We start from the raw sequence: 23,889 nt of genomic DNA, 5'->3' as shown, positions 1-23,889 counted from the left end.
CCGTCGGGAAGATGGTCAGATGTTGAGGTCGGCCGGTCTGTGGGTGTGGCTCTCCACGTCCGCGGCTGCCCGGCCCACGAGCTCGTGGGCCAGTTCGGAGCAGGCGCGGGCCGCTGCGAGCTCTTCGCCTATCTTGGCGTCCGGGGTGTCGGCGGGATTGCGCCTGGCCACGCCCATGCCCTGGACCGCTGGTGCCTCCGGTCCGCTGAGCGAGGCCTTGCACGCGGTACGCGTCCCGTCCTCTTCGAACGACAAGTCGATGTTCCAGTGCTGCATCGTCATGACGGATCACCTGCGCCGTGCGTCATTTGGTGGGGTGTGACTCCACCAGGTCCTTGAACTGCTGAAGGTCCTCGCGGACCATCCGCTCGATCGCGGAGGACTGGGCGAAGCCCTTGGGGCCCCCGAAGGCACTGTGCGCCTCGTGAGGGTCGTACTCCATGCGTACCTGCACTCTGGTGTGGTCCGAGTCGATCGGCAGGAGTGAGACGGAGCCGCGCAGATGCGAGCCGTCCGTGGTCCGCCAGGTCATCGTGGACTGCGGGCGCAGGTCCTGGGTGTCGGCGTCGATGCCGTGGGCCGTGCCGTGGGTGTCGACGTCCAGATGAACCCCGGTCGTTCCCTCACGCCGCGCGTCGCGGCAGCCTTCGACGAACCGGGGGTAGTCCTCGACCTGGTGCAACTGGTTCCAGACCGCGTCTCCGGACGCTTTGATGTCGATCTGTTCCTCAAGTGTGGGCATGACGGTCTCCCTGTCTTCTTCCAGGGTGCGTCCCCACAGCCCGCCGCCGCAACGCAGGCGTATGCGACAGACACATGCCGTCACAGCTTGATTACGGCGGGCACGCCGCCCCGAGCGGCATGGAAGCATCAGGCCCTTCTTCCGTTTCATCCGTACCGGGGAGCCTTGGGGGGCTTATGAACACTGGGAAGATACGCACGGGGACCAGAAGGACAGCGGGACGCGTGCGGCTGATCGCTACGGCTGTGGCGCTGGGGATCTCAGCCGTGGGCTGCGGAGGCGGCACGGGCGGCACGGAGGGCGAGAAGGCCGGGGCAGCCGATCCGTCCGCGGTCAGCGGCACGCCGCTGGAGACCGCGGCGTCCGAGACGGCGAGCCCGACGCCGAGCCCCACGCCCACCTGGTCGTTCTCCCTGAGCGACGACGAGGACACTGCGGAGGCCGGCGAGCGGATCGTGATCGCGGTGCTGGACAACGACACGGTCACATCGCCGTCGGGCGCCACGGAGGGCCTGGACCTGGACCTGACCGTCGACGCCGTACCCGGCCACGGCACCGCCACCGTCGACGGCGCGCGCATCGCATACCGGCCGACGGCCGGCTACAGCGGGCCAGACGAGTTCACCTACCGGGTCAAACCGCAGGACGGCGGCACGGGCGGCACCGCCGTCGTGCGCATCAACGTGACGGCTCCTCCCCCGGTCTCCTATCGCAACTGCGACGCCGCCCGCGCCGCCGGGGCCGCACCGGTGCACCGCGGCGACCCCGGATACGGAAGCCACCTCGACCGCGACGGCGACGGCGTCGGCTGCGAGCCGTACAGCGGATCGAGCGGCGGATCGACGGGCGGGTCCAACGGAGGGTCGTCCAGCGGAGGGTCGTCCAGCGGAGGAAGCGGAGGCGGGGGCAGTACGTACTACAAGAACTGCGACGCCGCCCGCGCCGCCGGAGCGGCGCCCGTGCACCGCGGCGACCCCGGATACGGAAGCCACCTCGACCGCGACGGCGACGGCGTCGGCTGCGAATGACGCAGTGAGCCGTGAGCGAGATCTGACTGAGCCGTCGGTGCGCCGGTGAGCGCAGGCCGCGCTCCCGGCAGTCGGTGCGCCTCGGGCTCGCTCCCGGCAGTCGGTGCGCCTCGGGCTCGCTCTGTGCTTGCTCCGGGCTTGCTCCGTGCTCGCTATGGGCTTGCTCCGTGCTTGCCCGTGGTGAATCCGCAGCCGATTGGCAGCCGATTGACGGAGCGGAGCGTATGCAGGAGCCACGAGCCGGACTCGCCCCCGGTTCAATTCAGGGAGAAATCAGAATTCTTTGAACCGGGGGTCCTCCAGGGCTCGTATCCCGAACACGACCGGCCGAACGGCTGACCGCGAACGGGAGGACCAGAAGAGTGCACAAGCGAATGGCTGCCATGACGACGACCGCAGCGATCACGGCGACGACTGTCGTCGGCGTGGCGGGCTTTGCGCCCGCCGTCGCGGATGACGGGCACGGCGGGCGCGCCGACACCTTCACCGCAACGCTCTCCGGCGCCGACGAAGTGCCCGTGCCCGGCGGCCCCGCCGTGAACGACCCCGACGGAAAGGCCGTCGCCCTCGTCAGGGTCAAGGGCGACCGGGTGACCTTCGCAATCCAGTGGAAGGGGTTCGTACCCACGCTCGGCCATGTCCACCAGGGCGCCGCCGGCCAGAACGGCGAGGTCAGGGTTCCGCTGTTCGGCTCCGCGATGCCCGACACCGTGCACTCCGCCGCCGGGCAGGTAACCGTCGACGACGCCGCACTGGCCCACGGCATCCGCAGCAACCCCTCGGGCTTCTATGTGAACCTGCACAGCGCGGAGTTCCCCGGCGGGGCCGTCCGCGGCCAGCTCCAGCCGCTGAAGCGGAACATCGACCCGCTGACCGTCATCAAGGGCGGGAAGCTGCGGGCGCTGGCCAACGGCGGTCAGGAGGTGCCGAAGAACGACGCGTCCAAGGTCGGCGACCCCGACGGGCACGCTGTGACCTTCCTGCACCCCAAGGGCAGGAACGTCGACTACTCACTCGCCTGGATCAACATCAAGAGCCCCACGCTCGGCCATGTCCACCAGGGCGGCTTCGGCAAGAACGGCGATGTCGTCTTCAGCTTGTTCAACCGGCCCGTGCCGGACGGGATCTTCGCCGTCTCCGGGCGGCTCACCGGTCAGAGCCCGGACGTCGTCCAGCGCGTCCGCGCCAACCCGTCGGACTACTACTCCAACATCCACACGAGTGAGTTCCCGGACGGGGCCGTCCGCGGGCAGTTCTTCCGCTGAGCGGCCCTCCGGCGGCAACCGGGCGCGTGAGGCGCGTGAACCGCACGAGGGAGCGGGTCACGCGCCCAGCGCATGCGCCACCGTGTAGATGACCAGCCCCGCCAGCGCACCCACCACCGTGCCGTTGATCCTGATGAACTGCAGATCCCGCCCGATATGCGCCTCGATCTTCCGCGAGGTGTGCTCCGCGTCCCAGCTGGCGATCGTCTCCGAGATCAGCGCGGTGATCTCGTGCCGGTACGTCGTCACCACATACACCGCCGCGTCTTCGACCCACCCGTCCAGCTTCGACTGGAGCCGGCTGTCCGTCGCCAGCCGCGCGCCCAGCGACAGCAGGGAGGCGCGGGCGCGCAGCCGCAGTTCGCTGCGGTCGTCCTCCGCCGCCGAGATGATCATGGTGCGGACGTTGCCCCAAGCCGAGGCGATCACATCCTGCACCTCCGAGCGCGACAGCAGCTCGGACTTCATCCGCTCGACCCGCGCCCGGGTGTCCGTGTCCGCCTGCAAGTCGGTGGCGAAGTCCGTCAGGAAGCGGTCGATCGCACCGCGGGCCGGGTGCCCGCGCATGTCCCGCATCTCGGTGACGAAGCGCAGCAGCTCCTTGTAGACCCGCTCGCCGACCTTCCGGTCGACGAACCGCGGGGTCCAGCCGGGGGCCCCGCCCTCCACCGCGTCCATCACCGAGTCCGCGTGCAGGACCAGCCAGTCGTGGGCGCGGGCGCAGATCAGGTCGACCGCCCGGTGATGGGCGCCGTCGGAGACGACCTTCTCCAGGGTCTTGCCGATGCCGGGCGCGACCTCCGCGGCGTCGGCGCGCCGGGTGATCGCCTCCCCCACCACCGCCTGCACATCGGAGTCGCGCAGCACGGTCAGCGCGCCGCGCAGCGCCGTGGACAGCTCGGCGGTGACCCGGTCGGCGTGGTCGGGATGGGCCAGCCACGCCCCCAGGCGGCGGCCGATGCCCATGGCGCGCAACCGGGCCCGTACGACTTCGCCCGACAGGAAGTTCTCCCCGACGAACGAGCCGAGCGCGGCGCCCAGCTGGTCCTTCTTCGTCGGGATGATCGCCGTGTGCGGAATGGGCAGCCCGAGCGGCCGCCGGAACAGCGCGGTGACCGCGAACCAGTCGGCCAGCGCACCCACCATGCCCGCCTCCGCCGCGGCCGCGACATACCCGGTCCAGCCGCCGAGCCCGGCGTTCTCTCCCCAGGTCGCAAGGGCGAAGACCAGGGCGACGAGCAGCAGCATGCCGGTCGCGGTGGCTTTCATACGACGGACGCCGCGCTGCTTCTCTGCGTCGGCCTCGGTGTACGCGAAGCCGGGAAGTCCGGCCGCCGGCACGCCGCCGCCGGCCCGTGTGCCGCCCCGCTCAGCAGTCTCCATGCCGCTCCACCCGTCCAGCCCCGTCGACGTCGAACGTCCGCGCACACGTGCGCCGTACGCATTGTCCCTATATCAGGTACTCCCGGAGCGTGATCTGAGTTCCCGGGTCAGTCGAGTTCCCTCGGGCCGTCCTCGCCCTTGTCCAGCCGTGGCTTCCGCTCCCGCTCGGCCTGCTCGGCACTCTCGACCTGCTCGGCCTGCTCGGCACTCTCGACCTGCTCGGCCCGCTCGGCACTCTCGACCTGCTCGGCCCGCTCGGCCTTGAGCCGCCGCTTCTCCGCCTTTGTGCGCTTGCGCTCCACTCCGACACCGCCCATCAGCGCAAAGCCGGTGACGGTGACCCGCGGCGCGGCCGGATCCGGCGCGGCCTCCACGGAACCGGACTCGCCGAAGCCGCCCATAAGGCCGATGCCGGTGACGTCGACGTTCAGATCGGGCGGGACGACGACATGGACGCCGCCCATGATCGAGAAGCAGCGGATCACCACCTCCCGGTCCTCGAAGCGGGCATCGCGCAGATCCAGCTCCCCGCCGCCCATCAGCGTGAACGCCGTGAACCTGCGGCCCACGGTCCAGCCGCCCTTGCGCCCGAAACCCCCGCAGCAGGCGAACGCCATCCTGGAGGTGCCCGTACCGCCGATGCGCCGGGCCCATCCGCCGGGCGAGCGGTCGCCGGACGGCGCGGGCTGGGCCCCGCCCGCATCCGCGGGCGCGGGAAGATCCCGTACAAGCGGCTCCAGATCCCCGTGAGTACGGGCCTTGTAGGCCGCATCCAGCCGCTCCTCGAACTCCTCCATGTCGAGCCGGCCCTCCGCGACGGCGTCCCGCAGCCGCTCGGCCACCCGCTCTCGTTCCGCATCGGAAGCCCGCATCTCGGGGAGTTCGTTCGCCATACCGGCAGCCTAGGCGGTGTCCGGACGTTCTTTCCCCTCCACGCCCCTTCCCATGACCGGCGGCAAGCCCCCAGGCCCCCTGAACGGCCTTCGGCCGTGCCCTCAGTCGCCGGACGGGCTGAGATTCAGCCCCTCCTGCGTTTGAGCAGCGGGGTCTGGGGCGGAGCCGCCGTCGGCCGTGCCCCGGTTCGGGAAGGAGCCGGGAGGAGCGGGAAGGGGCGGGGAGAGATCCGCCGCAGGCGACGCGGCCCCGGGGCACACGGCCTCACCGTCCGCCCCGACGCCCCCGTCACCGCGCCGCTCCTCGTACATCCTCGCGATCACCGCCTCGATGTCCGGCTCCCGCACCGACAGATCCACCAGCGGGTACTCCGCCGCCAGCGCGGCCACCAGCGGAGCCGCCGAAGCCGAGGCCGGGAACGCCAGCCACTGCCGCGGCCCCTCCACCCGCACCGTCCGCGCCCCCGGCAGCGTGACGGGCGGCAGCTCCCGCTCCAGGTCCACGATCAGCGTCCGCTCGCTCCGGCCCACGTCGTGCAGCCCGGCCGTCGGCCCGTCGTACACCAGCCGCCCGTGGTCGATGACCATCACCCGGCGGCACAGCTGCTCGATGTCGGTCAGATCGTGCGTGGTCAGCAGAACGGTCGTGCCGCGCTCCGCGTTCAGGTCCCGCAGGAACTCCCGCACCTTCGCCTTGGAGACCACATCGAGGCCGATGGTCGGCTCGTCGAGATAGAGCACGTCCGGGTCGTGCAGCAGGGCCGCCGCGATGTCGCCCCGCATCCGCTGGCCCAGGGAGAGCTGCCGCACCGGCACGCCCAACAGCCCTCCCAGATCGAGGAGTTCCACACAGCGGTCCAGGTTCTCCCGGAAACGCCCGTCCGGGATCCGGTACATCCGGTGCATCAGCCGGTACGAGTCCTTCAGCGGCAGATCCCACCACAGGGTCGTACGCTGCCCGAACACCACGCCGATCCGCTGCGCCAGCCGGGTGCGCTCCCGCGAAGGGTCGATGCCCGCGACCCGCAGCCGCCCCGCGCTCGGCGTGAGGATGCCCGTCAGCATCTTCACCGTGGTCGACTTGCCCGCGCCGTTCGGGCCGATGTAGCCGACCATCTCACCGCGCGGCACGGTGAAGCTGAGCCCGTCGACGGCCCGCACCAGCCGCCGCTCGCGCCGCCACCGCCGCCCCACGCCCCGACGCCGCACCTCGAACACCTTCTCGACGCCGTCCAACTCGATGAAATCCACCCGCAATCCGTCCCCTCGGTCGACACGGCCCGGTTCTCCGTGCCGCGGTCAGTTCCCCGTGCTGCGGTCAGTTCCCCGTGCTGCGGTAGGCGCGCAGCCCCGCCCGCCACGCAAGCCCCGCCAGGGCGCAGCACCCCGCCGCCACCAGCGGCGACGCAAAGGCCGTCCACTGCGGCAGATCCAGCGGATAGGGCCGCCCCAGCACATGCATCGCGGGCAGCCAGTTCACGAACGCCAGCGGCACGACGAACGTGACACCGCGCACCAGATCCCGCGCGAAGATCGTCGGCGGATACTGCAGCAGGGTGTTCCCTCCGTACGTGAAGGAGTTCTGCACCTCCGCGGCATCCTGCGCGAAGAACTGGAACGCGGCCCCGCCGACGAACAGCGCCCCGAAGATCCCCGCCCCGCCCAGCAGCATCAGCACCACGGTCAGCACCCGCGACACGGTCCAGTCGACGTCCAGCGCGAACAGGCCGTAGCCGAGCACCAGCAGCCCCTGGGTGATGCGGCCCAGCCGACGCAGTGCGAACCGGTCCGCCGCCACCTGGACCAGCACCGGCGCCGGGCGCACCAGCAGCGTGTCCAGCGTCCCGTCGCGCACCCGCCGCCCCATCCGGTCCACCGTGCCGAGCAGCAGATCGACGATGCCGAAAGACGTCCCGGCGGCCCCGTACAGCAGCGCGATCTCGGGCAGCGAGTAGCCGCCCAGCGCATCCACATGGGTGAACATCAGCAGGATGGCGGCGAAGTCGAAGGCGGTCGCCGCGAAGTTGCCGAACGTCGTCATCGCGAAGGACACGCGGTAGGTCATCGTGGAGCGGATCCACATGGCCACGGTGAGCCGGTACACGCGCAGCCCGTGCCGCACCGTCCCGCAAGCGCCGTCGGCCGCCCCGGAGGCGCCCTCAGACCGCCCGTCAACCACCCGGAAGGCGCCCTCAGACCGCCCGTCAACCACCCTGGACCACCACCCTCCGGGTGGCCGCCGACTGCAGCACCCGCCCCGCCGCCAGCAGCACCAGCGCCCAGCCGCCCTGGAAGGCGTACGCCTGCGCCAGCTCCCAGCCGGTGCGCTTGCCCAGCAGCACATCGGCCGGCACCTGGAGCAGCGACGACCAGGGCAGGGCCCTCGCCACCTCCCCCAACACCCCCGGGAACAGCGTGAGCGGCAGCAGCATCCCCGAGAAGAACAGGCCCGCCAGCCAGCAGAGCTGGAGCACCCCCGCCCCGTCCAGCAGCCAGAACGCACTGAGCGCTGCCAAGAACCGCACCGCGAAGCTGACCAACACCCCCAGCACCACCGACACCAGGGAAGCCAGCCAGGTCAGCGGGGAGGCGGGCAGCGCCAGATCAAAGGCCAGCGCGCCCAGCGCGACCGGGACGACCCCCCGGGCCACCAGATGAAAGGCCGCCCGCCCCAGATCACCGGCCAGCCACCACAGCTGGAGGTCCACAGGACGGTACAGGTCGACAGCGATGTCGCCAGAGCGGATCCGCTCCATCAGCTCGTCCTCGAAACCGCCGCCCATCATGGCGCAGGCCATCAGCAGCGCCTGCCCAAGCCACACATAGGTGAGCGCCTCCGGAAGGTCGTAACCGCCAAGCCGCGGCCGCTGCTCCCACAGGGCGACATACGTGTACGCCAGGATGAAGCCGAAGACCACATTGGTGAGCATCCCCGCCGCCGTCGCCACCCGGTACGTCGCATAGCGGCGGAACCCGCCCGCCGCGACGACCGCGTACAGCCGCACCGCGCCCTCCCCCCTTCCTCGCCAAAGCGCACGACGCTAGCGGGGCCGCCGGCCCTCCGCGACCCATTTACGCCCGGACAGCGGCCTGACGGTTCATTGGATTTTGCGATGAAATGTGCAGTATGGGAGGCATGAGCGAAGCGCCGCGGGAACCGGGTCAGGGCTGGACGCCCAGGGACGCCACCGCCGTAGGACCGCCACCCGCCGCAGACGCCGCGTCACAAACCGCGTGGCAAACCGCGTGGCAAACCGCCGGGGAGGCCCGCACCCGCCGCACCGGCCTGCGCCGGCTCATCCCCACCCGCCGCATGGTGCTCGGCTCGCTCCTCGCCGGCCCCCTGCTCCTCCTCGCCGCCTTCGCAGTCGGCTACCTGCTCGTCGACATCCCGCCCGCCAACGCCGCGGCCACCGCGCAGTCCAACGTCTACTACTACGAGGACGGCGCCCAGATCGTCCGCGACGGCGAGGTCAACCGCGAGAACGTACCCCTCGCCCAGGTGCCCCTGACGGTCCAGCAGGCCGTACTGGCCGCCGAGGACCGGGGCTTCTACACACAGAGCGCCGTCGCCCCCAAGGCCATGCTCCGCGCCGGCTGGAACACGCTCACCGGCAAGGGCACCCAGTCCGGCTCCACGATCACCCAGCAGTACGTCAAGAACTACTACCTGAAGCAGGACCGCACCATCACCCGCAAGGTGAAGGAGTTCTTCATCGCCCTCAAGCTGAGCCGCGAGGCGAGCAAGCACGACATCCTGCAGGGCTACCTCAACACCAGCTACTTCGGGCGCAACGCCTACGGCATCCAGGCCGCAGCCCAGTCGTACTACGGCAAGGACGCCGAGGACCTCGACACCGCCGAGGGCGCGTACCTCGCCGCGCTCCTCAACGCCCCCAGCGCCTACGACGTCGCCGCCCGCCCCGGCAACCGACCCGCAGCCCTGGCCCGCTGGAACTACGTCCTCGACGGCATGGTCAAGGAGCAGTGGCTCAGCCCGGCCGAACGGGCCGCCATGACATTCCCCCCGCCCCGCAAGGCCAAGCCCGCGGGCGGACTGTCCGGCCAGCGGGGCTATATCGTCCAGACGGTCGAGGAGTACCTGACCAGCAACAAGATCATCGACCCCGATGCCCTGGCCGCCGGCGGCTACCGGATCACCACCACCCTGCAGCGTCCCCGGCAGGACGCCCTCGTCCAGGCCGTCGAGGAACAGGTGATCTCCAGACTCGACCCCGGCAGCCGGGCCGAGGACGACGCCGTACGCATCGGCGGCGTCGCCATCGACCCGCCCTCCGGCAAGGTCGTCGCCCTCTACGGCGGCGTCGACTACACCGAGCAGTACGTCAACAACGCCACCCGCCGCGACTACCAGGTCGGCTCCACCTTCAAACCCTTCGTCTTCGCCGCCGCCGTCCAGCACGGCGCCACCACCCAGGACGGCCGCCGCATCACCCCCGGCACCCTCTACGACGGCACGAACCAGCGCGCCGTCGAGGGCTGGCGCGGAAAGCCGTACGCCCCCGAGAACGAGGACGACGCCTCGTACGGGCCCATCACCGTCAGCACCGCCACCGACCGCTCCGTCAACGCCGTCTACGCGCAGATGGCGGTGGACGTCGGCCCCGCACGGGTGAAACAGACCGCCATCGACCTCGGCCTGCCCCGCACCACCCCCGACCTGAAGGCCTCCCCCTCCATCGCCCTCGGCCCGGCCACCGCCAGCGTCCTGGACATGGCAGTGGCCTACGCGACCCTCGCCAACCACGGCAGACAAGGCGCACACGACGCGTACACGATCGTCGAGAAGATCACCAAGAACGGGGCGGAGGTGCGGCTGCCCGCCGGTCCCGGAAAGCAGACCGTCAGCAGGCAGGCCGCTGACACGACGACCGCGATGCTGCGCGGCGTCGTCGACTCCGGCACCGGCACGGCGGCGCAGGCCGCGGGCCGTCCCGCGGCGGGCAAGACCGGCACGGCGGAGGAGGACCGGGCCGCCTGGTTCGCGGGCTACACCCCGGACCTGGCGACCGTCATCGCGATGATGGGCCAGGACCCCGCCACCAACGCACAGGAACCCCTCTACGGGGCGCTGGGGCTGCCCCGCGTCAACGGCGGCGGGCCGCCCGCCCGGATCTGGGGGCAGTTCACGGCCGCGGCCCTGGACGGCCACGAGGTCCGGGACTTTGACCTGGAGCTCCCGGAGGGCATGGCGGACGGGCTCCCCCCGGAACACCCGGAGCCCTGGGAGGGCTTCGACGGCCCATGGGAGCAGTACCCCTACGGAGAGACGGAGCAGCTGACCGAGGAGGCTGCCGCGGGCATGCCGGAGACGCCGTCGGACGAGCCGTTCGCGGCGGTGCAGGCAGGGCCGATGGGCGAAGCCGACCAGCCCCCCGCCGACCAGCCCCCCGCCGCGCAGCCTCAGGCGGCCCGGCCCCAGGCGGCCCACCCCGGTCAGCCGCAGCGACCCGGCGCACCCGCCGACCAGTCCGCCGGCCGACTCGCCGGCCCGCCCGGCGCCGCACCCGGCAGCCCGCTCTCGGGGCCCCTCACCGATCCCCACGGCGATCCCCTGGGGGACCCTTTCGGCGATCCCCCGGGGGCCCCTTACGGCGGCCCTCCCAGCGGGCCGCTCAACGAGCCTCTCAGTGACCCGAGGTAGCCTTCAGCCCCACCACCGCCACCAGCAGCAGAGAGACGAAGAAGATCCGCGCGGCGGTCGCAGGCTCGCCGAGCACCGTCATCCCGACCACCGCCGCGCCCGCCGCGCCGATGCCGACCCAGACGCCGTACGCCGTGCCGATGGGCAGCGACTTCGCCGCATACGACAGCAGCAACATGCTCGCGACGATCCCCGCGCCGGTGAACACACTCGGCCACAGGCGGGTGAACCCCTCGGTGAACTTCATCCCGACCGACCAGCCGACCTCCAGCAGACCGGCGACGACGAGCAGAACCCAGGCCATGACGGCACCTCCGGAACCTCGAACGCGGAACTTCAGGGGTGCGTCGTCTTTTCGGGTCCCGGTACGGCGCGTCTCGTCGGGTCCCTCAAACCTAGCAAACAACGGCGAAAGGGCCTGGTGACACCAGCCACCAGGCCCTACCGCGCTTCACAGCCTCACAAATACAGCCTCACAAATAGAGACCGGTGGTGTCCTCAGACCCCTGGAAGCGGTCGGCGGCCACCGCGTGCAGATCGCGCTCCCGCATCAGCACATACGCCACGCCGCGAACCTCGACCTCGGCACGGTCCTCAGGGTCGTACAGCACCCGGTCGCCCGGCTCCACGGTCCGTACGTTCTGCCCGACGGCGACCACCTCCGCCCAGCCGAGCCGCCGGCCCACGGCCGCGGTCGCCGGGATGACGATGCCGCCGCTGGAACGCCGCTCGCCCTCCGGAATGTCCGTACGCACCAGCACGCGGTCGTGCAGCATCCGGATGGGCAGCTTGTCGTGGTGCTCGTGGTGGGTGTTCTCGCTCACGCGTCGAACCTACCTGCCCGCGCCCGCGGTGCGCCCGCGAGGGTCACGCCCGCCGCCGCTTCGCCGACATCGCGTACAGCCCCACGAGGCCCACGACCACCAGCGCCACGGGCACGACCCGCTCCAGACGCGGGGCGCCCTCCTCGTCGACGAACTTCGACCGCATGTCGGAGACGGTGCGGTTGACGGTGACGAAAGCCCGGCCCGCGGTTCGGTCCACAGTGGACGCGATCTTGGCTTTGGCGTCGCCGATGACCGTCTTGGGGTGCATCCGCACCCCGATCTCGTCGAGTGTCCCGGCGAGCTGCTCGCGCCTGCGGACGATGTCCGCTTCGATCTGCGCAGGGGTCCTGGCGTCCGACACCGCGCTGCCTCCGTCGTCGTATCCGGCATTCCTTCCTCGACAGTCTGTCAGCTCGACCGGCCCCGCACCCCACGGCACCCCTATTACGCTCGACGGCGTACACCCTCACCTCCCCCAAGGAGCACCATGAGCGAGCGCCTCCAGCCCGGCGACCCGGCCCCGGACTTCACCCTGCCCGACGCGGACGGCAACGAGATGTCGCTCGCCGGCCACCGCGGCCGCAAGGTGATCGTCTACTTCTACCCGGCGGCTCTTACTCCCGGCTGCACCAAGCAGGCCTGCGACTTCACGGACAACCTGGACCTGCTCGCCGAGGCGGGCTACGACGTGATCGGCGTCTCCCCGGACAAGCCGGAGAAGCTGGCGAAGTTCCGCGACAAGGAGTCGCTGAAGGTCACCCTCGTCGGAGACCCCTCGAAGGAGGTCCTGGCGGCGTACGGCGCCTTCGGCGAGAAGAAGCTGTACGGCAAGACGGTGACCGGCGTGATCCGCTCCACGGTCGTCGTGGACGAGGACGGCAAGGTCGAACGCGCCCTCTACAACGTCAAGGCCACCGGCCACGTCGCCAAGATCATCAAGGACCTGGGCATCTGAGTACGGGCCCGCCTCGGGGAATGGTCCGCACCGCGCGCAAGCGGTGCGGACCATTCCGCATTTCGGACGTATCCATCCGATATTCGGCTCGTTACTCCGTACGAGGCTGCGAACGCACGGCCGGAACGGAGGGGGCGCCGATGCCGACAAGCCCGTACACCCGTGAGGTCCTTGCCGAAGCGGCAAGGACCTCACGGACACTCTCCGAGGCACTGACCAAACTCGGGGTCGATCCACAGAGCCCTTCCAGGATCTACCTCCGCGAGCGCATGAAACGCCTGGACGTCGACACCTCTCACTTCGAACGGGAAGGCCGCCGCTGGACGAGGGAGACGCTGGAGGCGGCTGTGGCCGCGTCGACGACCATGTACGAGGTGCTGAGACGGCTGGGGCTCGATGCGGTGGGCGGTCAGCACACCCACATCAGCCGTCGGGTCAAGGCCTTGGGCATCGACACCTCACACTTCACCCCGCACGGCAGGGGAGGGCGACGCGCGGGGCAAGCCCCCCTCTCGCCAGAGGAACTGCTGGTCGAGCAGGATCCTTCGAGCGCCCGGCGGGTGCAGCGCGACCGACTCAGGAAGGCAATGCTTCTCGTCGGTCTCGAAGAGCGCTGCTCGTCGTGTGACACGGGGCCGAACTGGCGGGGTCGCCCACTGTCACTGGAGGTGGACCACATCGACGGCGACTGGCGCAACAACCGCATAGAGAACCTGCGCTTCCTCTGCCCCAACTGCCACTCGGTTACCGACAATTATCGCGGCAACCGCCGAGGCCGAGGGAGGCACGCGGCTTGAGCACGGGAGAGCCCTCGACACGAAAGCACCTCGCCCGCCCGGCACCCGACATCCTCCGCCACGCGGTGACCCAGTCCATCTCCATCGCGGAAACGCTGCGGCGGCTGGGCCGAGCGGACAACGGCCGTCAGAGGGCGCTGTTTCGCGCCTGGACGGCAGAGGACGGCATCGACACCTCACACTTCCTGGGGCAGGCGCATATGCGAGGCAAACCAGGGGCGATCCCTCGCAGGACGGCCGAATCCGTGCTGGTGAAGCGCGACGGAACACGTCGCACAAGAACGCTGCTGTTACGTCGAGCCCTTGGTGAGATCGGCATTCCCGAGCAATGCGACGAGTGCGGAGTCGGCCCAGAGTGGCTCGGAAAGCACATGACCCTTGAGGTCGACCACATCAACGGCGACTGGAGCGACGACCGCGCCGAGAACCTGCGACTGCTGTGCCCCAACTGCCATGCGATCACCAGCACCTGGTGCCGTGGGGGCACTCGGTCAAAGCGGGGCTAGCACCACTGGACCGCCGCCGCTCGCAGTGCCGGTACCATGACTGGCAACCGGCGGCGGTGGTGCAATGGCGACACAGCAGACTTAGGATCTGTGGCCCCTGATCGGGCTTGAGGGTTCGAATCCCTTCCGCCGCACGAGCAAGGCCTGCGAATCAAAGGATTAGTTCGCAGGCCTTTCGCATTCTCCGGATCAGCCCAGCAGCTCCCGCACCAGCGGAGCCAGCGCCCGGAACGCCTTTCCCCGATGGCTGATCGCGTTCTTCTCCGCCGGAGTGAGCTCCGCGCAGGTGCGGCTCTCGCCGTCCGGCTGGAGGATGGGGTCGTAGCCGAAGCCGCCCGCGCCGGACGGGGTGTGGCGCAGGGTGCCGGTGAGGCGGCCTTCGACGACGCGGTCGGTGCCGTCCGGGAGGGCGAGGGCGGCCGCGCAGGCGAAGTGGGCCGCGCGGTGGGCGTCGTCGACGTCGGCGAGTTGGGCGAGGAGCAGCCTGAGGTTGGCCGTGTCGTCGCCGTGGGCGCCGGCCCAGCGGGCGGAGAAGATGCCGGGGGCGCCGCCGAGGACGTCCACGCAGAGGCCGGAGTCGTCGGCGACGGCGGGCAGGCCGGTGGCCCGGGCCAGTGCGTGGGCCTTGAGGAGGGCGTTCTCGGCGAAGGTGACACCGGTCTCCTTGACGTCGGGGACGTCGGGATAGGCGTCCGCGCCGACGAGTTCGTGGTGGAGCCCTGCGTCGGCGAGGATCGCGCGGAGTTCGGTGATCTTCCCGGTGTTGCGGGTGGCGAGGATCAGTCGGGTCATGCCGATGATTATCCGGGCGTGCAGACCTTGCCGATTTCGGCGGCCGCGTCGGTGACGGGGCTGAGGTCCGGGGTGGCGTCGCCGCTGTTGACGGCTTCGCGGACCGAGTCGACGCCCCTGTCGAGGTCTTCGACGGCCTTGGACAGGTCGGCGTTGTCCGTGTCGTCCTTGAGCTTGCCGAGCTCGGTGTCGATCTCGTCAAGGGCTTCGTTGAGCTGCGTGGGGTCGTCCGCGGCAGTGGAGACCGCCTGCTGGAGCTTGTTGACGCTGGTGGCTATGGCGTCTGCGGTCTGGACGCAGTCGAGGGCCTTGTCGAGGGCTCCGCAGCCGACGACTCCGGCCAGGGCGGCTGCGGCGGCGGCGGCGACGACGACGGTGCGGATACGGCGGCTGCTGCGCATGGGTGGTGGGTCCTCCCCAAGGTGTGGACGGGCGTACGGTTCGATCCGCACGCCCGTGACTGTACAGACGCAGCGGGTCTCTTTCTTGGTTGCTTCTTTACCTTTGACCCTCCGGCTGCGTCTTCAGCCTTCGAGCGCGGTGCGCTGGATCGCCGCGAGGTCGGCGCAGCCGCCCGACGCGAGATCGAGGAGGGCGTTGAGTTCCTTGCGGTCGAAGGGCTCGGCCTCGGCGGTGCCCTGGACTTCGACGAAGCGGCCGTCTCCGGTGCAGACGACGTTCATGTCGGTCTCGGCGCGCACGTCTTCCTCGTAGCAGAGGTCGAGGAGGGGGGTGCCGTCGACGATGCCGACGGAGACGGCGGCGACGGTTCCGGTCAGCGGCTTGCGTCCGGCCTTGACGAGTTTCTTGTTCTGGGCCCAGGCGACGGCGTCGGCGAGGGCGACATAGGCGCCGGTGATGGCGGTGGTGCGGGTGCCGCCGTCGGCCTGAAGGACGTCGCAGTCCAGGACGATGGTGTTCTCGCCGAGCGCCTTGTAGTCGATGACGGCGCGCAGGGAGCGGCCGATGAGGCGGCTGATCTCATGGGTGCGGCCGCCGATCTTGCCGCGTACGGATTCGCGGTCGCCGCGGGTGTTGGTGGAGCGCGGCAGCATCGAGTACTCGGCGGTCACCCAGCCTTCGCCGCTGCCTTTTCGCCAGCGGGGGACGCCTTCGGTGACGGAGGCGGTGCAGAAGACCTTGGTGTCGCCGAAGGAGATGAGGACGGAGCCCTCGGCGTGCTTGCTCCATCCGCGTTCGATGGTGACGGGGCGGAGTTGTTCGGGGGTGCGGCCGTCGATTCGAGACATGGCATCGAGCCTATCGGCACATACGGAAGAGGCCTGTCCGGGTGTGGACAGGCCCCTGTGCAACGGCGGAGGTGCGGAGGTGGCGGTTCATGCCCTTCGTTCGCTTCTCCGCCCACTCGGCGAAACCGCGGGCATCACCGCCATCCGCGACCCGGCTGCCTCGCGTGCGTCGCTCACATCATGTCTTCGATGTCCGCCGCGATGGGGTCGGCGTCGGTGCCGATGACGACCTGGATCGCGCTGCCCATCTTGACGACGCCGTGGGCGCCGGCGGCCTTGAGCGCGACTTCGTCGACGAGGCTGGGGTCGGCGACTTCGGTACGGAGGCGGGTGATGCAGCCCTCGATCTCTTCGATGTTGTCGATGCCGCCGAGGCCGGCGACGATCTTCTCAGCCTTGCTGGCCATGTTCTCTCCCTGCGTTCAAGAGCGCTGGGCGACACCTGGGCGTCGCCGTTCGGCCCACCTTCGGTCCGCTTGGTCACGGTAACGCACGGTTGGCCCATCTTCGCAGGCGAGTAACCGTCTCGTACCGAATGATGATGATCACCGGAGAGCCCTGCCCTCGACAGGTCCCGGAACCTCACCCGACTGGTCTACACCAGTCTGCAGCACGTGCCAAGCCAGGCCTGCCCCGGCCGGGCGCCTCCGGGGGAACGCCGATGAGCGCCGACAGCGCCGACGCCTCGCAGCCGAGCCGGCGGCATGTGGCGTTCCAGGGGCTGCAGAAGATGGGGCGCAGTCTGCAACTCCGGATCGCCGCGCCGCCGGCCGCCGGCATCCTCAACCGGCTGGGTCAGCCGGATGTGTTCGGCGCGGACGGGCTGGGCTGGGACGACGTCGCGGAGGTGACGGCGGGAGCGGGGGGCGCTCGCCGCAGAATTCACAGGTTCCTTATCTAACTCTCACGTGCTACAACTGGTCTACACCTCTGATGGTGTAGACCACGCGGCCGTGTGCACGTCATGCCGCGTTCCCCTTGAGACGCCGCCGTCCCCCCGTGAACTGTCCCTGGCGGCGCCTTGTCCCCTGGAGGAAGTTGATGAGTACGGCGAGCGCCGCCCCCGCGGCGGACAAGAAGAAGGGCGCCGGCGCGATGGCTGTCATGCAGCGCATCGGCCGCAGCCTGATGCTGCCGGTCGCAGTGCTGCCCGCTGCCGCGCTGCTGGTCCGTTTCGGCCAGGCCGACATGCTGGCCCGTGAGTCCTTCCCGGACTTCATCACCAAGATCGCCGGCTATATGGCGGCGGGCGGCGGAGCGCTGCTCGACAACATGGCGCTGCTGTTCTGCGTCGGCATCGCGATCGGCTTCGCCAAGAAGTCCGACGGCTCGACGGCGCTTGCGGCCGTGACCGGCTATCTGGTCTTCCAGAAGGTGCTCGCCACCTTCACCGACAGCAACCTCCCGCAGATCGCTACGGTGGTCGACGGCAAGATCGTCCAGGTGGACGCGCCCGTCAACGCGGGCGTCCTCGGCGGTGTCGTCATGGGCATCGTGGTCGCACTGCTGTACCAGCGCTTCTACCGCACCAAGCTGCCCGACTGGGCGGGCTTCTTCGGCGGCCGTCGGCTCGTCCCGATTCTCTCCGCCTTCGCCGGACTGCTCGTCGGCATCGTCTTCGGTCTCGTCTGGCCGGTACTCGGCGCGGGCCTGCACCACTTCGGCGAGTGGCTGGTGGGCTCCGGGGCCGCGGGCGCGGGCATCTTCGGCGTCGCCAACCGTGCGCTGATCCCGGTGGGCATGCACCACCTGCTGAACTCCTTCCCGTGGTTCCAGGCGGGGGAGTTCGACGGCAAGCACGGCGACATCGCCCGCTTCCTGGCCGGAGACCCGGCGGCCGGCCAGTTCATGACGGGCTTCTTCCCGATCATGATGTTCGCCCTTCCGGCGGCCTGCCTCGCCATCGTCCACTGCGCCCGCCCCGAGCGACGCAAGGTCGTGGGCGGCATGATGTTCTCGCTCGCACTGACCTCGTTCGTCACCGGTGTGACCGAGCCGATCGAGTTCACGTTCATGTTCATCGCGCCGGTGCTGTACGCGGTCCATGCGGTGCTCACCGGTGTCTCGATGGCGCTGACCTGGGCGCTCGGCATGAAGGACGGCTTCGGCTTCTCGGCCGGCGCCATCGACTTCCTGCTGAACCTGGGAATCGCGTCCAACCCGTGGGGCCTGGTCCTGGTCGGTCTGTGCTTCGCGGCCGTCTACTACGCGATCTTCCGGTTCGCGATCGTCAAGTTCAACCTCCCGACGCCGGGCCGTGAATCCGACGAGGAGCTGGCCGAGCTGCAGAAGGCCGAGGCCAAGTAGGCCGGTTCACACAGAGCAGCGGCCCCCGTGTCTGGTACGGAAGACACGGGGGCCGCGGTTCGTTCAGAAGGGCTCGGCCTCGACGGACGCGGCTTCGACGGACGCGGCCTTGACGGACGCGGCCTTGACGGGCCCGGCGGCTCAGACCTCGTAGACCCGGCCCGGGGCCGCGAGCTCGCACGGGCCGTCGTACACCGCGCGCGCGTCCGCCAGGTTCTGTTCGCCGTCCGTCCACGGCGGGATATGGGTCAGCACCAGTCGGCCGACGTTCGCACGGCGCGCCTGCGCCCCCGCCTCGCGGCCGTTGAGATGGAGGTCGGGGACGTCTTCCTTGCCATGGGTGAAGGACGCCTCGCACAGGAAGAGGTCCACGCCGTCGGCGAGCTCGTGCAGCCCTTCGCAAACGCCCGAGTCGCCGGAGTAGGCGAAGGTGCGGCCGCCGTGCTCCAGGCGGATGCCGTACGCCTCCACCGGGTGCGAGACGCGCTCCGTGCGGACCGAGAACGGGCCGATGTCGAAGCTGCCGGGCTTCAGCGTGTGGAAGTCGAAGACCTCGCTCATCGAGGTGGCGGAGGGCGTGTCGGCGTACGCGGTGGTCAGGCGCTGCTCGGTGCCCTCGGGGCCGTAGACCGGGAGGGCGGGGCAGCGTCCGCCGTCGTGGCGGTAGTAGCGGGCGACGAAGTACCCGCACATGTCGATGCAGTGGTCCGCGTGGAGATGGCTGAGGAAGATGGCGTCGAGGTCGTAGAGACCGATGTGGCGCTGAAGCTCGCCCAGGGCGCCGTTGCCCATGTCGAGAAGCAGCCGGAAGCCGTCGGCCTCGACGAGGTAGCTCGAACAGGCCGATTCCGCGGACGGGAACGACCCCGAGCAGCCGACGACGGTGACCTTCATTGAGCTGGAACCTCCGTTGACGGGGAGGGCTGGGGGTGGGTCGTGCGGTCTGTCGAGCGTAAGGCGCGAAGTGGGCGGTCGCTCCTCCGCAAGGTGCCGTTGTGGGGGAACTCACCTGCGGTGTCACCCGTCAGGGGCATGTGCTCAGGTGCTCATACGCGCGGCAACACGCGCGTTCGACCGCCGTCCGCGGCGGGACGGCTGCCGGCCCCGGACGGCGGGCCGTCGCGGGGTACGGTCTGCGTATGGACACGTCCTGGTGGCTCGCGGTGCTCGCTGTGGTGGTGATCGCGTTGATCGCCGCGGTCTCGGACGGGCTGGGCCGGAGCAGACGGCGGCCCGGGGGTCGGCGGCCCGGCGGTCGGCCGGGCGGGGTGCGGCCGGGCGGGCGCACCCGTCCTCCGAGGCGGCCGACCGGGCCCGAGCAGGAGCCCCGGCCCGGGGAGATCTGGTGGGCTCAGGTGCCGTACGAAGACGGGCCCGGGGGCAAGGACCGGCCCTGTCTGGTGCTGTCGGCGCGCGGGCGTACGGTGCAGGTCGCGAAGATCACCAGCCGGTACCGGGACGAGCGGCCCGGGGTGATTCCGCTGCCGCCCGGCACGGTGGGGGACGCCCGGGGCCGGCCCAGTTTCCTGGAGACGGACGAGCTCCGCGAGGTGGAGCCGTGGGCCTTCCGCCGCAGGGTCGGGGTGGTCGACCCTGCGGTCTGGGACCATGTGCGTCATCTGGCGGTGTAGGCCCGCGGGGCGTCGGTGAGGGCGAGCGCGGTGCGCACCCCCTCGGACGGGCCCGCGAGCGCAAGGGCCCGCGCGCAACGGCCCGCCCGGGCTCGGAAGCCGGCCGGGCCCTGATCGGCCGGGCCACGCCGGGCCCACGCCGTTTCACAGACCCACGCCGTTTCATGGGAGCGTCCGGGCACCCGGGCCGTACGGAAGGCGCGCGCGGTCGGGGGCGGCGCGGGCCGCAGGGCCGGACGGTCCCGTAGGCGTCACGCCCAGAGCTGGCCCTGGAGGGTTTCGATCGCCGCCTGAGTCGTCGGCGCGGTGTAGACGCCCGTCGACAGGTACTTCCATCCGCCGTCGGCGACCACGAAGACGATGTCGGCGGGCTGCCCCGCCTTGACCGCCTTCCTGCCGACGCCGATCGCCGCGTGCAGGGCCGCGCCCGTGGAGACGCCCGCGAAGATGCCCTCCTGCTGGAGCAGCTCCCGGGTTCGGGTGACCGCGTCGGCGGAGCCCACGGAGAAGCGGGTGGTGAGCACCGAGGCGTCGTACAGCTCGGGCACGAAGCCCTCGTCCAGGTTGCGCAGCCCGTAGACCAGGTCGTCGTAGCGCGGCTCGGCGGCGACGATCTGGACGCCGGGGACGTGCTCGCGCAGATAGCGGCCGACGCCCATCAGCGTGCCGGTGGTGCCCAGGCCTGCGACGAAGTGGGTGATGGACGGCAGGTCGGCGAGGATCTCCGGCCCTGTGGTGGCGTAGTGGGCGCCCGCGTTGTCCGCGTTGCCGTACTGGTAGAGCATCACCCAGTCGGGGTGCTCGGCGGACAGCTCCTTGGCCACGCGGACGGCCGTGTTGGAGCCGCCCGCCGCCGGGCTGGAGATGATCTCGGCGCCCCACATGGCGAGCAGCTGGCGGCGCTCCTCGCTGGTGTTCTCCGGCATGACGCACACGATGCGGTAGCCCTTGAGTTTGGCCGCCATGGCGAGGGAGATGCCGGTGTTGCCGGAGGTGGGCTCCAGGATGGTGCAGCCGGGGGTGAGCCGGCCGTCCTTCTCGGCCTGTTCGATCATGTGGAGCGCGGGGCGGTCCTTGACCGAGCCGGTCGGGTTGCGGTCCTCGAGCTTCGCCCAGATCCGCACGTCCTCGGAGGGGGACAGCCGCGGCAGCCGTACGAGCGGGGTGTTGCCGACCGCGTCGAGGGGGCTGTCGTATCGGGCCATCAGAGCATGCCTGCCGGTCGTCCGACCGCCACCTCTGCCGGACGCGGCTCGGCCGCGGCAGATCCCCCCGCGACGGCGGGCAGGATGGTCACGTTGTCGCCGTCGCTGAGCTTGGTGGAGATGCCGTCGAGGAAGCGGACGTCCTCGTCGTTGAGGTAGACGTTGACGAAGCGGCGCAGCTGGTCGCCCTTGTCCTTGTCGACCAGGCGCTCCAGGATGCCGGCGTGGCGGGTCTCGAGGTCTGCGAACAGCTCGGCGATGGTCTCCCCGCTGGCCTCGACGGCCTTTGCGCCGTCGGTGTAGGTGCGGAGGATGGTCGGGATGCGGACCTCGATGGCCATGGGTGGGCTCCTGTCGGGTGAAGTCTTCGGTGGTGCCCCGGGACGGTGTGCGCCCGGGCGCGCGGCTGGGCCCGCGGCAGGCGGGCGGGGCGTGCGGGCAGATCGGGGGTGCGCGGGCTCAGAGTGCCGCGCGGGGCGTGCCCGTGCGGTTCGTACACATCGCGCTGGCGAGGCGGCACAGGTCGACGTGCAGCCGCGCCACGAGCAGCAGCCTGCTGGGCGTCTTGTCGCTCACGTCGCTCACAACCATGCGCTCATCGTATCGATTCCCGGTTCGGATTCTGGAATGTGATCTCAGATACCGGACGTCTGCTGTTCGCCAGGCGGACGCCCCGCCGTGCACGCCTCAGTAGGCCTCGACGACCTTGACCTCTTCCTCCTCCACGGCGCCGTCCACGATACGGAAGGAACGGAACTGGAAGGGGCCCGCTCCGTCGGTGTCGGCGGTGGAGACGAGGACGTAGTGCGCGCCGGGTTCGTTGGCGTAGCTGATGTCGGTGCGGGAGGGGTACGCCTCGGTCGCGGTGTGCGAGTGGTAGATGATCACAGGCTCCTCGTCGCGGTCGTCGAGCTCCCGGTAGAGCTTGAGCAGATCGCCGGAGTCGAACTCGTAGAACGTGGGCGAGCGGGCGGCGTTGAGCATCGGGATGAAGCGCTCGGGGCGGTCCGTGCCCGCGGGCCCGGCGACGACGCCGCACGCCTCGTCGGGGTGGTCGGCGCGGGCGTGCGCGACGATCTGGTCGTACAGGGCCTGGGTGAGGGTCAGCATGAGCGACAGGATAAGCAGACGGTCGACCCCATACCGAAGAGTGGTACGAGGTCGACCGGATAGCGGGATGACGCCTCCCTGACCAGGGAGTGGGCGGGTCAGCGGCGCTTGGCGAAGGCCGCACCCTCCGGGTTTCCGGCGCGCAGCGCCAGGTAGGACCCGAGCAGCAGCAGCGCCCACAGCGGCGCGCAGTACAGGGAGATCCGCGCATCCGGGTCGGCCGCCATCATGACGATGACGCAGCCGAGGAAGAAGAGCGCGAACAGGCTGGCCCACGGGGCGCCGGGGGCCTTGAAGGAGGATTCGGGAAGCTCGCCGCGGGCGGTCCGGGCCCGGTAGCGGAGGTGGCTGACCAGGATCATGATCCAGGCCCACATGCCGGAGATGGTGGCGAAGGAGACCACGTACTCGAAGGCCTCGCCCGGCCACTGGTAGTTGATCCAGACCCCGACGAGCATCAGCGCGGCGGAGAAGGTGGTGCCGACCAGCGGGGTGCCGCTGCGGGTGAGCCGGGTGAAGAGCTTCGGGCCCTGGCCGTTGAGGGCGAGGTCGCGCAGCATCCGGCCGGTGGAGTACATGCCGGAGTTGCAGGAGGAGAGCGCGGCGGTCAGCACGACGAAGTTGACGATGGCGGCGCCGACGCCGAGTCCCATCTTCTCGAAGGCGGCGACGAACGGCGAGACGCCGGCCTGGAATTCGCTCCAGGGAACCACCGACAGGATCATGATCAGTGCGCCGACGTAGAAGACGGCGATGCGCCAGGGCACGGTGTTGATGGCCTTGGGCAGGGTGGTCTCCGGGTCCTTGGACTCGCCTGCGGTGACGCCGACGAGTTCCACCGCGAGGAAGGCGAACATCACGATCTGGAGGGTGCCGAGGGTGCCGCCGACGCCGTGCGGGAAGAAGCCTCCCTGGGTCCACAGATGGGTCACGGAGGCGGTGTCGCCCGCGTCGGAGAAGCCGAGGGTGAGGACGCCGGCGCAGATCAGGATCATGCCGAGGATGGCGGTGACCTTCACCATCGAGAACCAGAACTCGATCTCCCCGAAGAGCTTCACGGAGATCAGGTTCGCGGTGTAGAGGATGACCGTGAAGACCAGTGCGGAGATCCACTGCGGCAGGTCGAACCAGTACGTCATGTATGTGGCGGCCGCGGTGACTTCGGTGATGCCGGTGACGACCCAGAAGAGCCAGTAGGTCCAGCCGGTGACGAAGCCGGCGAAGGGGCCGATGAATTCGCGGGCGTACTCCGAGAAGGAGCCCGACACCGGGCGGTACATCAGCAGCTCGCCGAGCGCCCGCATGATGAAGAAGATGACCAGGCCCGCGAGGGCGTAGGCCAGGATCAGGCTGGGTCCGGCCTTGGATATGGCCTTGCCCGCGCCGAGGAAGAGGCCGGTGCCGATGGCCCCTCCGATGGCGATCATCTGGATCTGCCGGGCGCCCAGTCCGCGCTGGTAGCCCTCGCCCCCGTCCGGAGCGTCTCCCGCGGTGTGCGCGGGGTCCTTCTCGACCTGCGCCGAGGTCATGGTG

At 70.2% G+C, this 23,889-nt stretch carries 27 protein-coding genes, 1 tRNA gene, 2 pseudogenes and 1 riboswitch; of the genes and pseudogenes, 10 read left to right on the top strand and 20 right to left on the bottom strand.

Going from position 1 to position 23,889, the window contains the following annotated elements:
* Positions 1-15 precede the first annotated feature (15 nt).
* Both QCN29_RS17135 and QCN29_RS17130 read right to left on the bottom strand, forming a co-directional pair.
* Complete coding sequence (locus tag QCN29_RS17135; protein ID WP_279929012.1) at positions 16-282, bottom strand: DUF1876 domain-containing protein; 267 nt, start codon at positions 280-282, stop codon at positions 16-18.
* 22 nt (positions 283-304) lie between these two features.
* Positions 305-742, bottom strand: a complete 438-nt coding sequence (locus tag QCN29_RS17130) for an SRPBCC family protein (protein ID WP_279929010.1) — start codon at positions 740-742, stop codon at positions 305-307.
* Positions 743-966: 224 nt separating this feature from the next.
* Between QCN29_RS17130 and QCN29_RS17125 the strand changes: the two genes are divergently transcribed.
* A complete protein-coding gene (locus QCN29_RS17125) occupies positions 967-1,770 on the top strand; it encodes an excalibur calcium-binding domain-containing protein (RefSeq protein WP_279929008.1) in 804 nt (267 codons plus the stop codon).
* 383 nt (positions 1,771-2,153) lie between these two features.
* Entirely contained in the window at positions 2,154-3,035 is an 882-nt protein-coding gene (locus QCN29_RS17120; protein ID WP_279929006.1) for a CHRD domain-containing protein, read from the top strand.
* Positions 3,036-3,092: 57 nt separating this feature from the next.
* On the opposite strand, the gene QCN29_RS17115 is transcribed toward QCN29_RS17120, so the two are convergent.
* From QCN29_RS17115 to QCN29_RS17095, 5 genes and pseudogenes are all read right to left on the bottom strand, one after another.
* Complete coding sequence (locus QCN29_RS17115) at positions 3,093-4,418, bottom strand: DUF445 domain-containing protein (RefSeq protein WP_279929004.1); 1,326 nt, start codon at positions 4,416-4,418, stop codon at positions 3,093-3,095.
* A 107-nt stretch (positions 4,419-4,525) separates the two neighbouring features.
* Entirely contained in the window at positions 4,526-5,290 is a 765-nt protein-coding gene (locus QCN29_RS17110; protein ID WP_279929094.1) for a DUF1707 domain-containing protein, read from the bottom strand.
* Positions 5,291-5,608: 318 nt separating this feature from the next.
* A pseudogene (locus tag QCN29_RS17105) lies at positions 5,609-6,568 on the bottom strand (ABC transporter ATP-binding protein); the annotation flags it as partial.
* A 61-nt stretch (positions 6,569-6,629) separates the two neighbouring features.
* On the bottom strand, positions 6,630-7,490 hold the full coding sequence (locus QCN29_RS17100; RefSeq protein ID WP_279929002.1) for an ABC transporter permease: 861 nt from the start codon (positions 7,488-7,490) through the stop codon (positions 6,630-6,632).
* Between the two features lie 25 nt (positions 7,491-7,515).
* Positions 7,516-8,316 carry an ABC transporter permease gene (locus QCN29_RS17095; RefSeq protein WP_279929000.1) on the bottom strand — a complete coding sequence of 267 codons (801 nt, stop codon included), beginning with the start codon at positions 8,314-8,316 and terminating at the stop codon, positions 7,516-7,518.
* A 131-nt stretch (positions 8,317-8,447) separates the two neighbouring features.
* Between QCN29_RS17095 and QCN29_RS17090 the strand changes: the two genes are divergently transcribed.
* Positions 8,448-10,976 carry a transglycosylase domain-containing protein gene (locus QCN29_RS17090; RefSeq protein WP_279928998.1) on the top strand — a complete coding sequence of 843 codons (2,529 nt, stop codon included), beginning with the start codon at positions 8,448-8,450 and terminating at the stop codon, positions 10,974-10,976.
* Here QCN29_RS17090 and QCN29_RS17085 read toward each other — a convergent pair.
* The 3 genes from QCN29_RS17085 to QCN29_RS17075 form a co-directional block, all read right to left on the bottom strand.
* On the bottom strand, positions 10,960-11,280 hold the full coding sequence (locus QCN29_RS17085; protein WP_279928996.1) for a DMT family transporter: 321 nt from the start codon (positions 11,278-11,280) through the stop codon (positions 10,960-10,962). The genes QCN29_RS17090 and QCN29_RS17085 overlap by 17 nt on opposite strands.
* 37 nt (positions 11,281-11,317) lie before the next feature.
* A riboswitch (guanidine-III (ykkC-III) riboswitch) is annotated at positions 11,318-11,383 on the bottom strand.
* 66 nt (positions 11,384-11,449) lie between these two features.
* On the bottom strand, positions 11,450-11,752 hold the full coding sequence (locus tag QCN29_RS17080; protein WP_240135641.1) for a GroES family chaperonin: 303 nt from the start codon (positions 11,750-11,752) through the stop codon (positions 11,450-11,452).
* 91 nt (positions 11,753-11,843) lie between these two features.
* A complete protein-coding gene (locus QCN29_RS17075) occupies positions 11,844-12,164 on the bottom strand; it encodes a DUF3618 domain-containing protein (RefSeq protein WP_240135619.1) in 321 nt (106 codons plus the stop codon).
* A 126-nt stretch (positions 12,165-12,290) separates the two neighbouring features.
* Between QCN29_RS17075 and bcp the strand changes: the two genes are divergently transcribed.
* The 4 genes from bcp (at position 12,291) to QCN29_RS17055 (ending at position 14,195) form a co-directional block, all read left to right on the top strand.
* Positions 12,291-12,758: a thioredoxin-dependent thiol peroxidase gene (gene bcp / locus QCN29_RS17070; RefSeq protein WP_279928994.1), complete on the top strand. Its 468-nt coding sequence runs from the start codon at positions 12,291-12,293 to the stop codon at positions 12,756-12,758.
* Between the two features lie 140 nt (positions 12,759-12,898).
* Positions 12,899-13,555, top strand: coding sequence for an HNH endonuclease signature motif containing protein (locus tag QCN29_RS17065; protein ID WP_279928992.1), 657 nt, complete (start codon positions 12,899-12,901; stop codon positions 13,553-13,555).
* Complete coding sequence (locus QCN29_RS17060) at positions 13,552-14,061, top strand: HNH endonuclease signature motif containing protein (protein WP_279928990.1); 510 nt, start codon at positions 13,552-13,554, stop codon at positions 14,059-14,061. The genes QCN29_RS17065 and QCN29_RS17060 overlap by 4 nt, the downstream gene beginning before the upstream one ends.
* Positions 14,062-14,111: 50 nt before the next feature.
* A tRNA-Leu gene (locus tag QCN29_RS17055) sits at positions 14,112-14,195 on the top strand.
* A gap of 55 nt (positions 14,196-14,250) precedes the next feature.
* Here QCN29_RS17055 and rdgB read toward each other — a convergent pair.
* The 4 genes from rdgB to QCN29_RS17035 form a co-directional block, all read right to left on the bottom strand.
* Positions 14,251-14,853 carry an RdgB/HAM1 family non-canonical purine NTP pyrophosphatase gene (rdgB, locus tag QCN29_RS17050; protein ID WP_279928988.1) on the bottom strand — a complete coding sequence of 201 codons (603 nt, stop codon included), beginning with the start codon at positions 14,851-14,853 and terminating at the stop codon, positions 14,251-14,253.
* An 8-nt stretch (positions 14,854-14,861) separates the two neighbouring features.
* A complete protein-coding gene (locus QCN29_RS17045) occupies positions 14,862-15,254 on the bottom strand; it encodes a hypothetical protein (protein WP_279928986.1) in 393 nt (130 codons plus the stop codon).
* Between the two features lie 123 nt (positions 15,255-15,377).
* A complete protein-coding gene (rph, locus tag QCN29_RS17040; protein WP_279928984.1) occupies positions 15,378-16,103 on the bottom strand; it encodes a ribonuclease PH in 726 nt (241 codons plus the stop codon).
* Positions 16,104-16,276: 173 nt separating this feature from the next.
* Entirely contained in the window at positions 16,277-16,510 is a 234-nt protein-coding gene (locus QCN29_RS17035) for a glucose PTS transporter subunit EIIB (protein ID WP_240135626.1), read from the bottom strand.
* A gap of 254 nt (positions 16,511-16,764) precedes the next feature.
* Between QCN29_RS17035 and QCN29_RS17030 the strand changes: the two are divergent.
* Positions 16,765-16,974, top strand: a pseudogene (locus QCN29_RS17030) (PTS transporter subunit EIIC); the annotation flags it as partial.
* A gap of 170 nt (positions 16,975-17,144) precedes the next feature.
* Entirely contained in the window at positions 17,145-18,410 is a 1,266-nt protein-coding gene (locus tag QCN29_RS17025) for a PTS transporter subunit EIIC (protein ID WP_279928982.1), read from the top strand.
* A gap of 141 nt (positions 18,411-18,551) precedes the next feature.
* Here the strand turns inward: QCN29_RS17025 and QCN29_RS17020 are convergent, their stop codons facing one another.
* On the bottom strand, positions 18,552-19,304 hold the full coding sequence (locus tag QCN29_RS17020) for an MBL fold metallo-hydrolase (RefSeq protein ID WP_240135628.1): 753 nt from the start codon (positions 19,302-19,304) through the stop codon (positions 18,552-18,554).
* A 245-nt stretch (positions 19,305-19,549) separates the two neighbouring features.
* On the opposite strand from QCN29_RS17020, the gene QCN29_RS17015 reads away from it, so the two are divergent.
* Positions 19,550-20,041, top strand: coding sequence for a type II toxin-antitoxin system PemK/MazF family toxin (locus tag QCN29_RS17015; RefSeq protein WP_279928979.1), 492 nt, complete (start codon positions 19,550-19,552; stop codon positions 20,039-20,041).
* Positions 20,042-20,292: 251 nt separating this feature from the next.
* Here QCN29_RS17015 and QCN29_RS17010 read toward each other — a convergent pair whose 3' ends face one another.
* The 5 genes from QCN29_RS17010 to QCN29_RS16990 all read right to left on the bottom strand — a co-directional run bounded on the left by QCN29_RS17010 (position 20,293) and on the right by QCN29_RS16990 (position 23,885).
* A complete protein-coding gene (locus QCN29_RS17010; RefSeq protein ID WP_240140146.1) occupies positions 20,293-21,246 on the bottom strand; it encodes a PLP-dependent cysteine synthase family protein in 954 nt (317 codons plus the stop codon).
* Entirely contained in the window at positions 21,246-21,587 is a 342-nt protein-coding gene (locus tag QCN29_RS17005) for a MoaD/ThiS family protein (RefSeq protein ID WP_279928977.1), read from the bottom strand. The genes QCN29_RS17010 and QCN29_RS17005 overlap by 1 nt, the downstream gene beginning before the upstream one ends.
* A 118-nt stretch (positions 21,588-21,705) precedes the next feature.
* Entirely contained in the window at positions 21,706-21,837 is a 132-nt protein-coding gene (locus QCN29_RS17000; protein ID WP_267245986.1) for a putative leader peptide, read from the bottom strand.
* Between the two features lie 96 nt (positions 21,838-21,933).
* Positions 21,934-22,356: a M67 family metallopeptidase gene (locus tag QCN29_RS16995; protein WP_279928975.1), complete on the bottom strand. Its 423-nt coding sequence runs from the start codon at positions 22,354-22,356 to the stop codon at positions 21,934-21,936.
* Positions 22,357-22,454: 98 nt separating this feature from the next.
* On the bottom strand, positions 22,455-23,885 hold the full coding sequence (locus QCN29_RS16990) for an amino acid permease (RefSeq protein ID WP_279928974.1): 1,431 nt from the start codon (positions 23,883-23,885) through the stop codon (positions 22,455-22,457).
* Between the last annotated feature and the right edge of the window lie 4 nt (positions 23,886-23,889).

The organism is Streptomyces chengmaiensis, assembly GCF_029846775.1.
Taxonomy (GTDB): domain Bacteria; phylum Actinomycetota; class Actinomycetes; order Streptomycetales; family Streptomycetaceae; genus Streptomyces; species Streptomyces chengmaiensis.
This window is presented reverse-complemented; position numbering and strand designations above follow the sequence as displayed.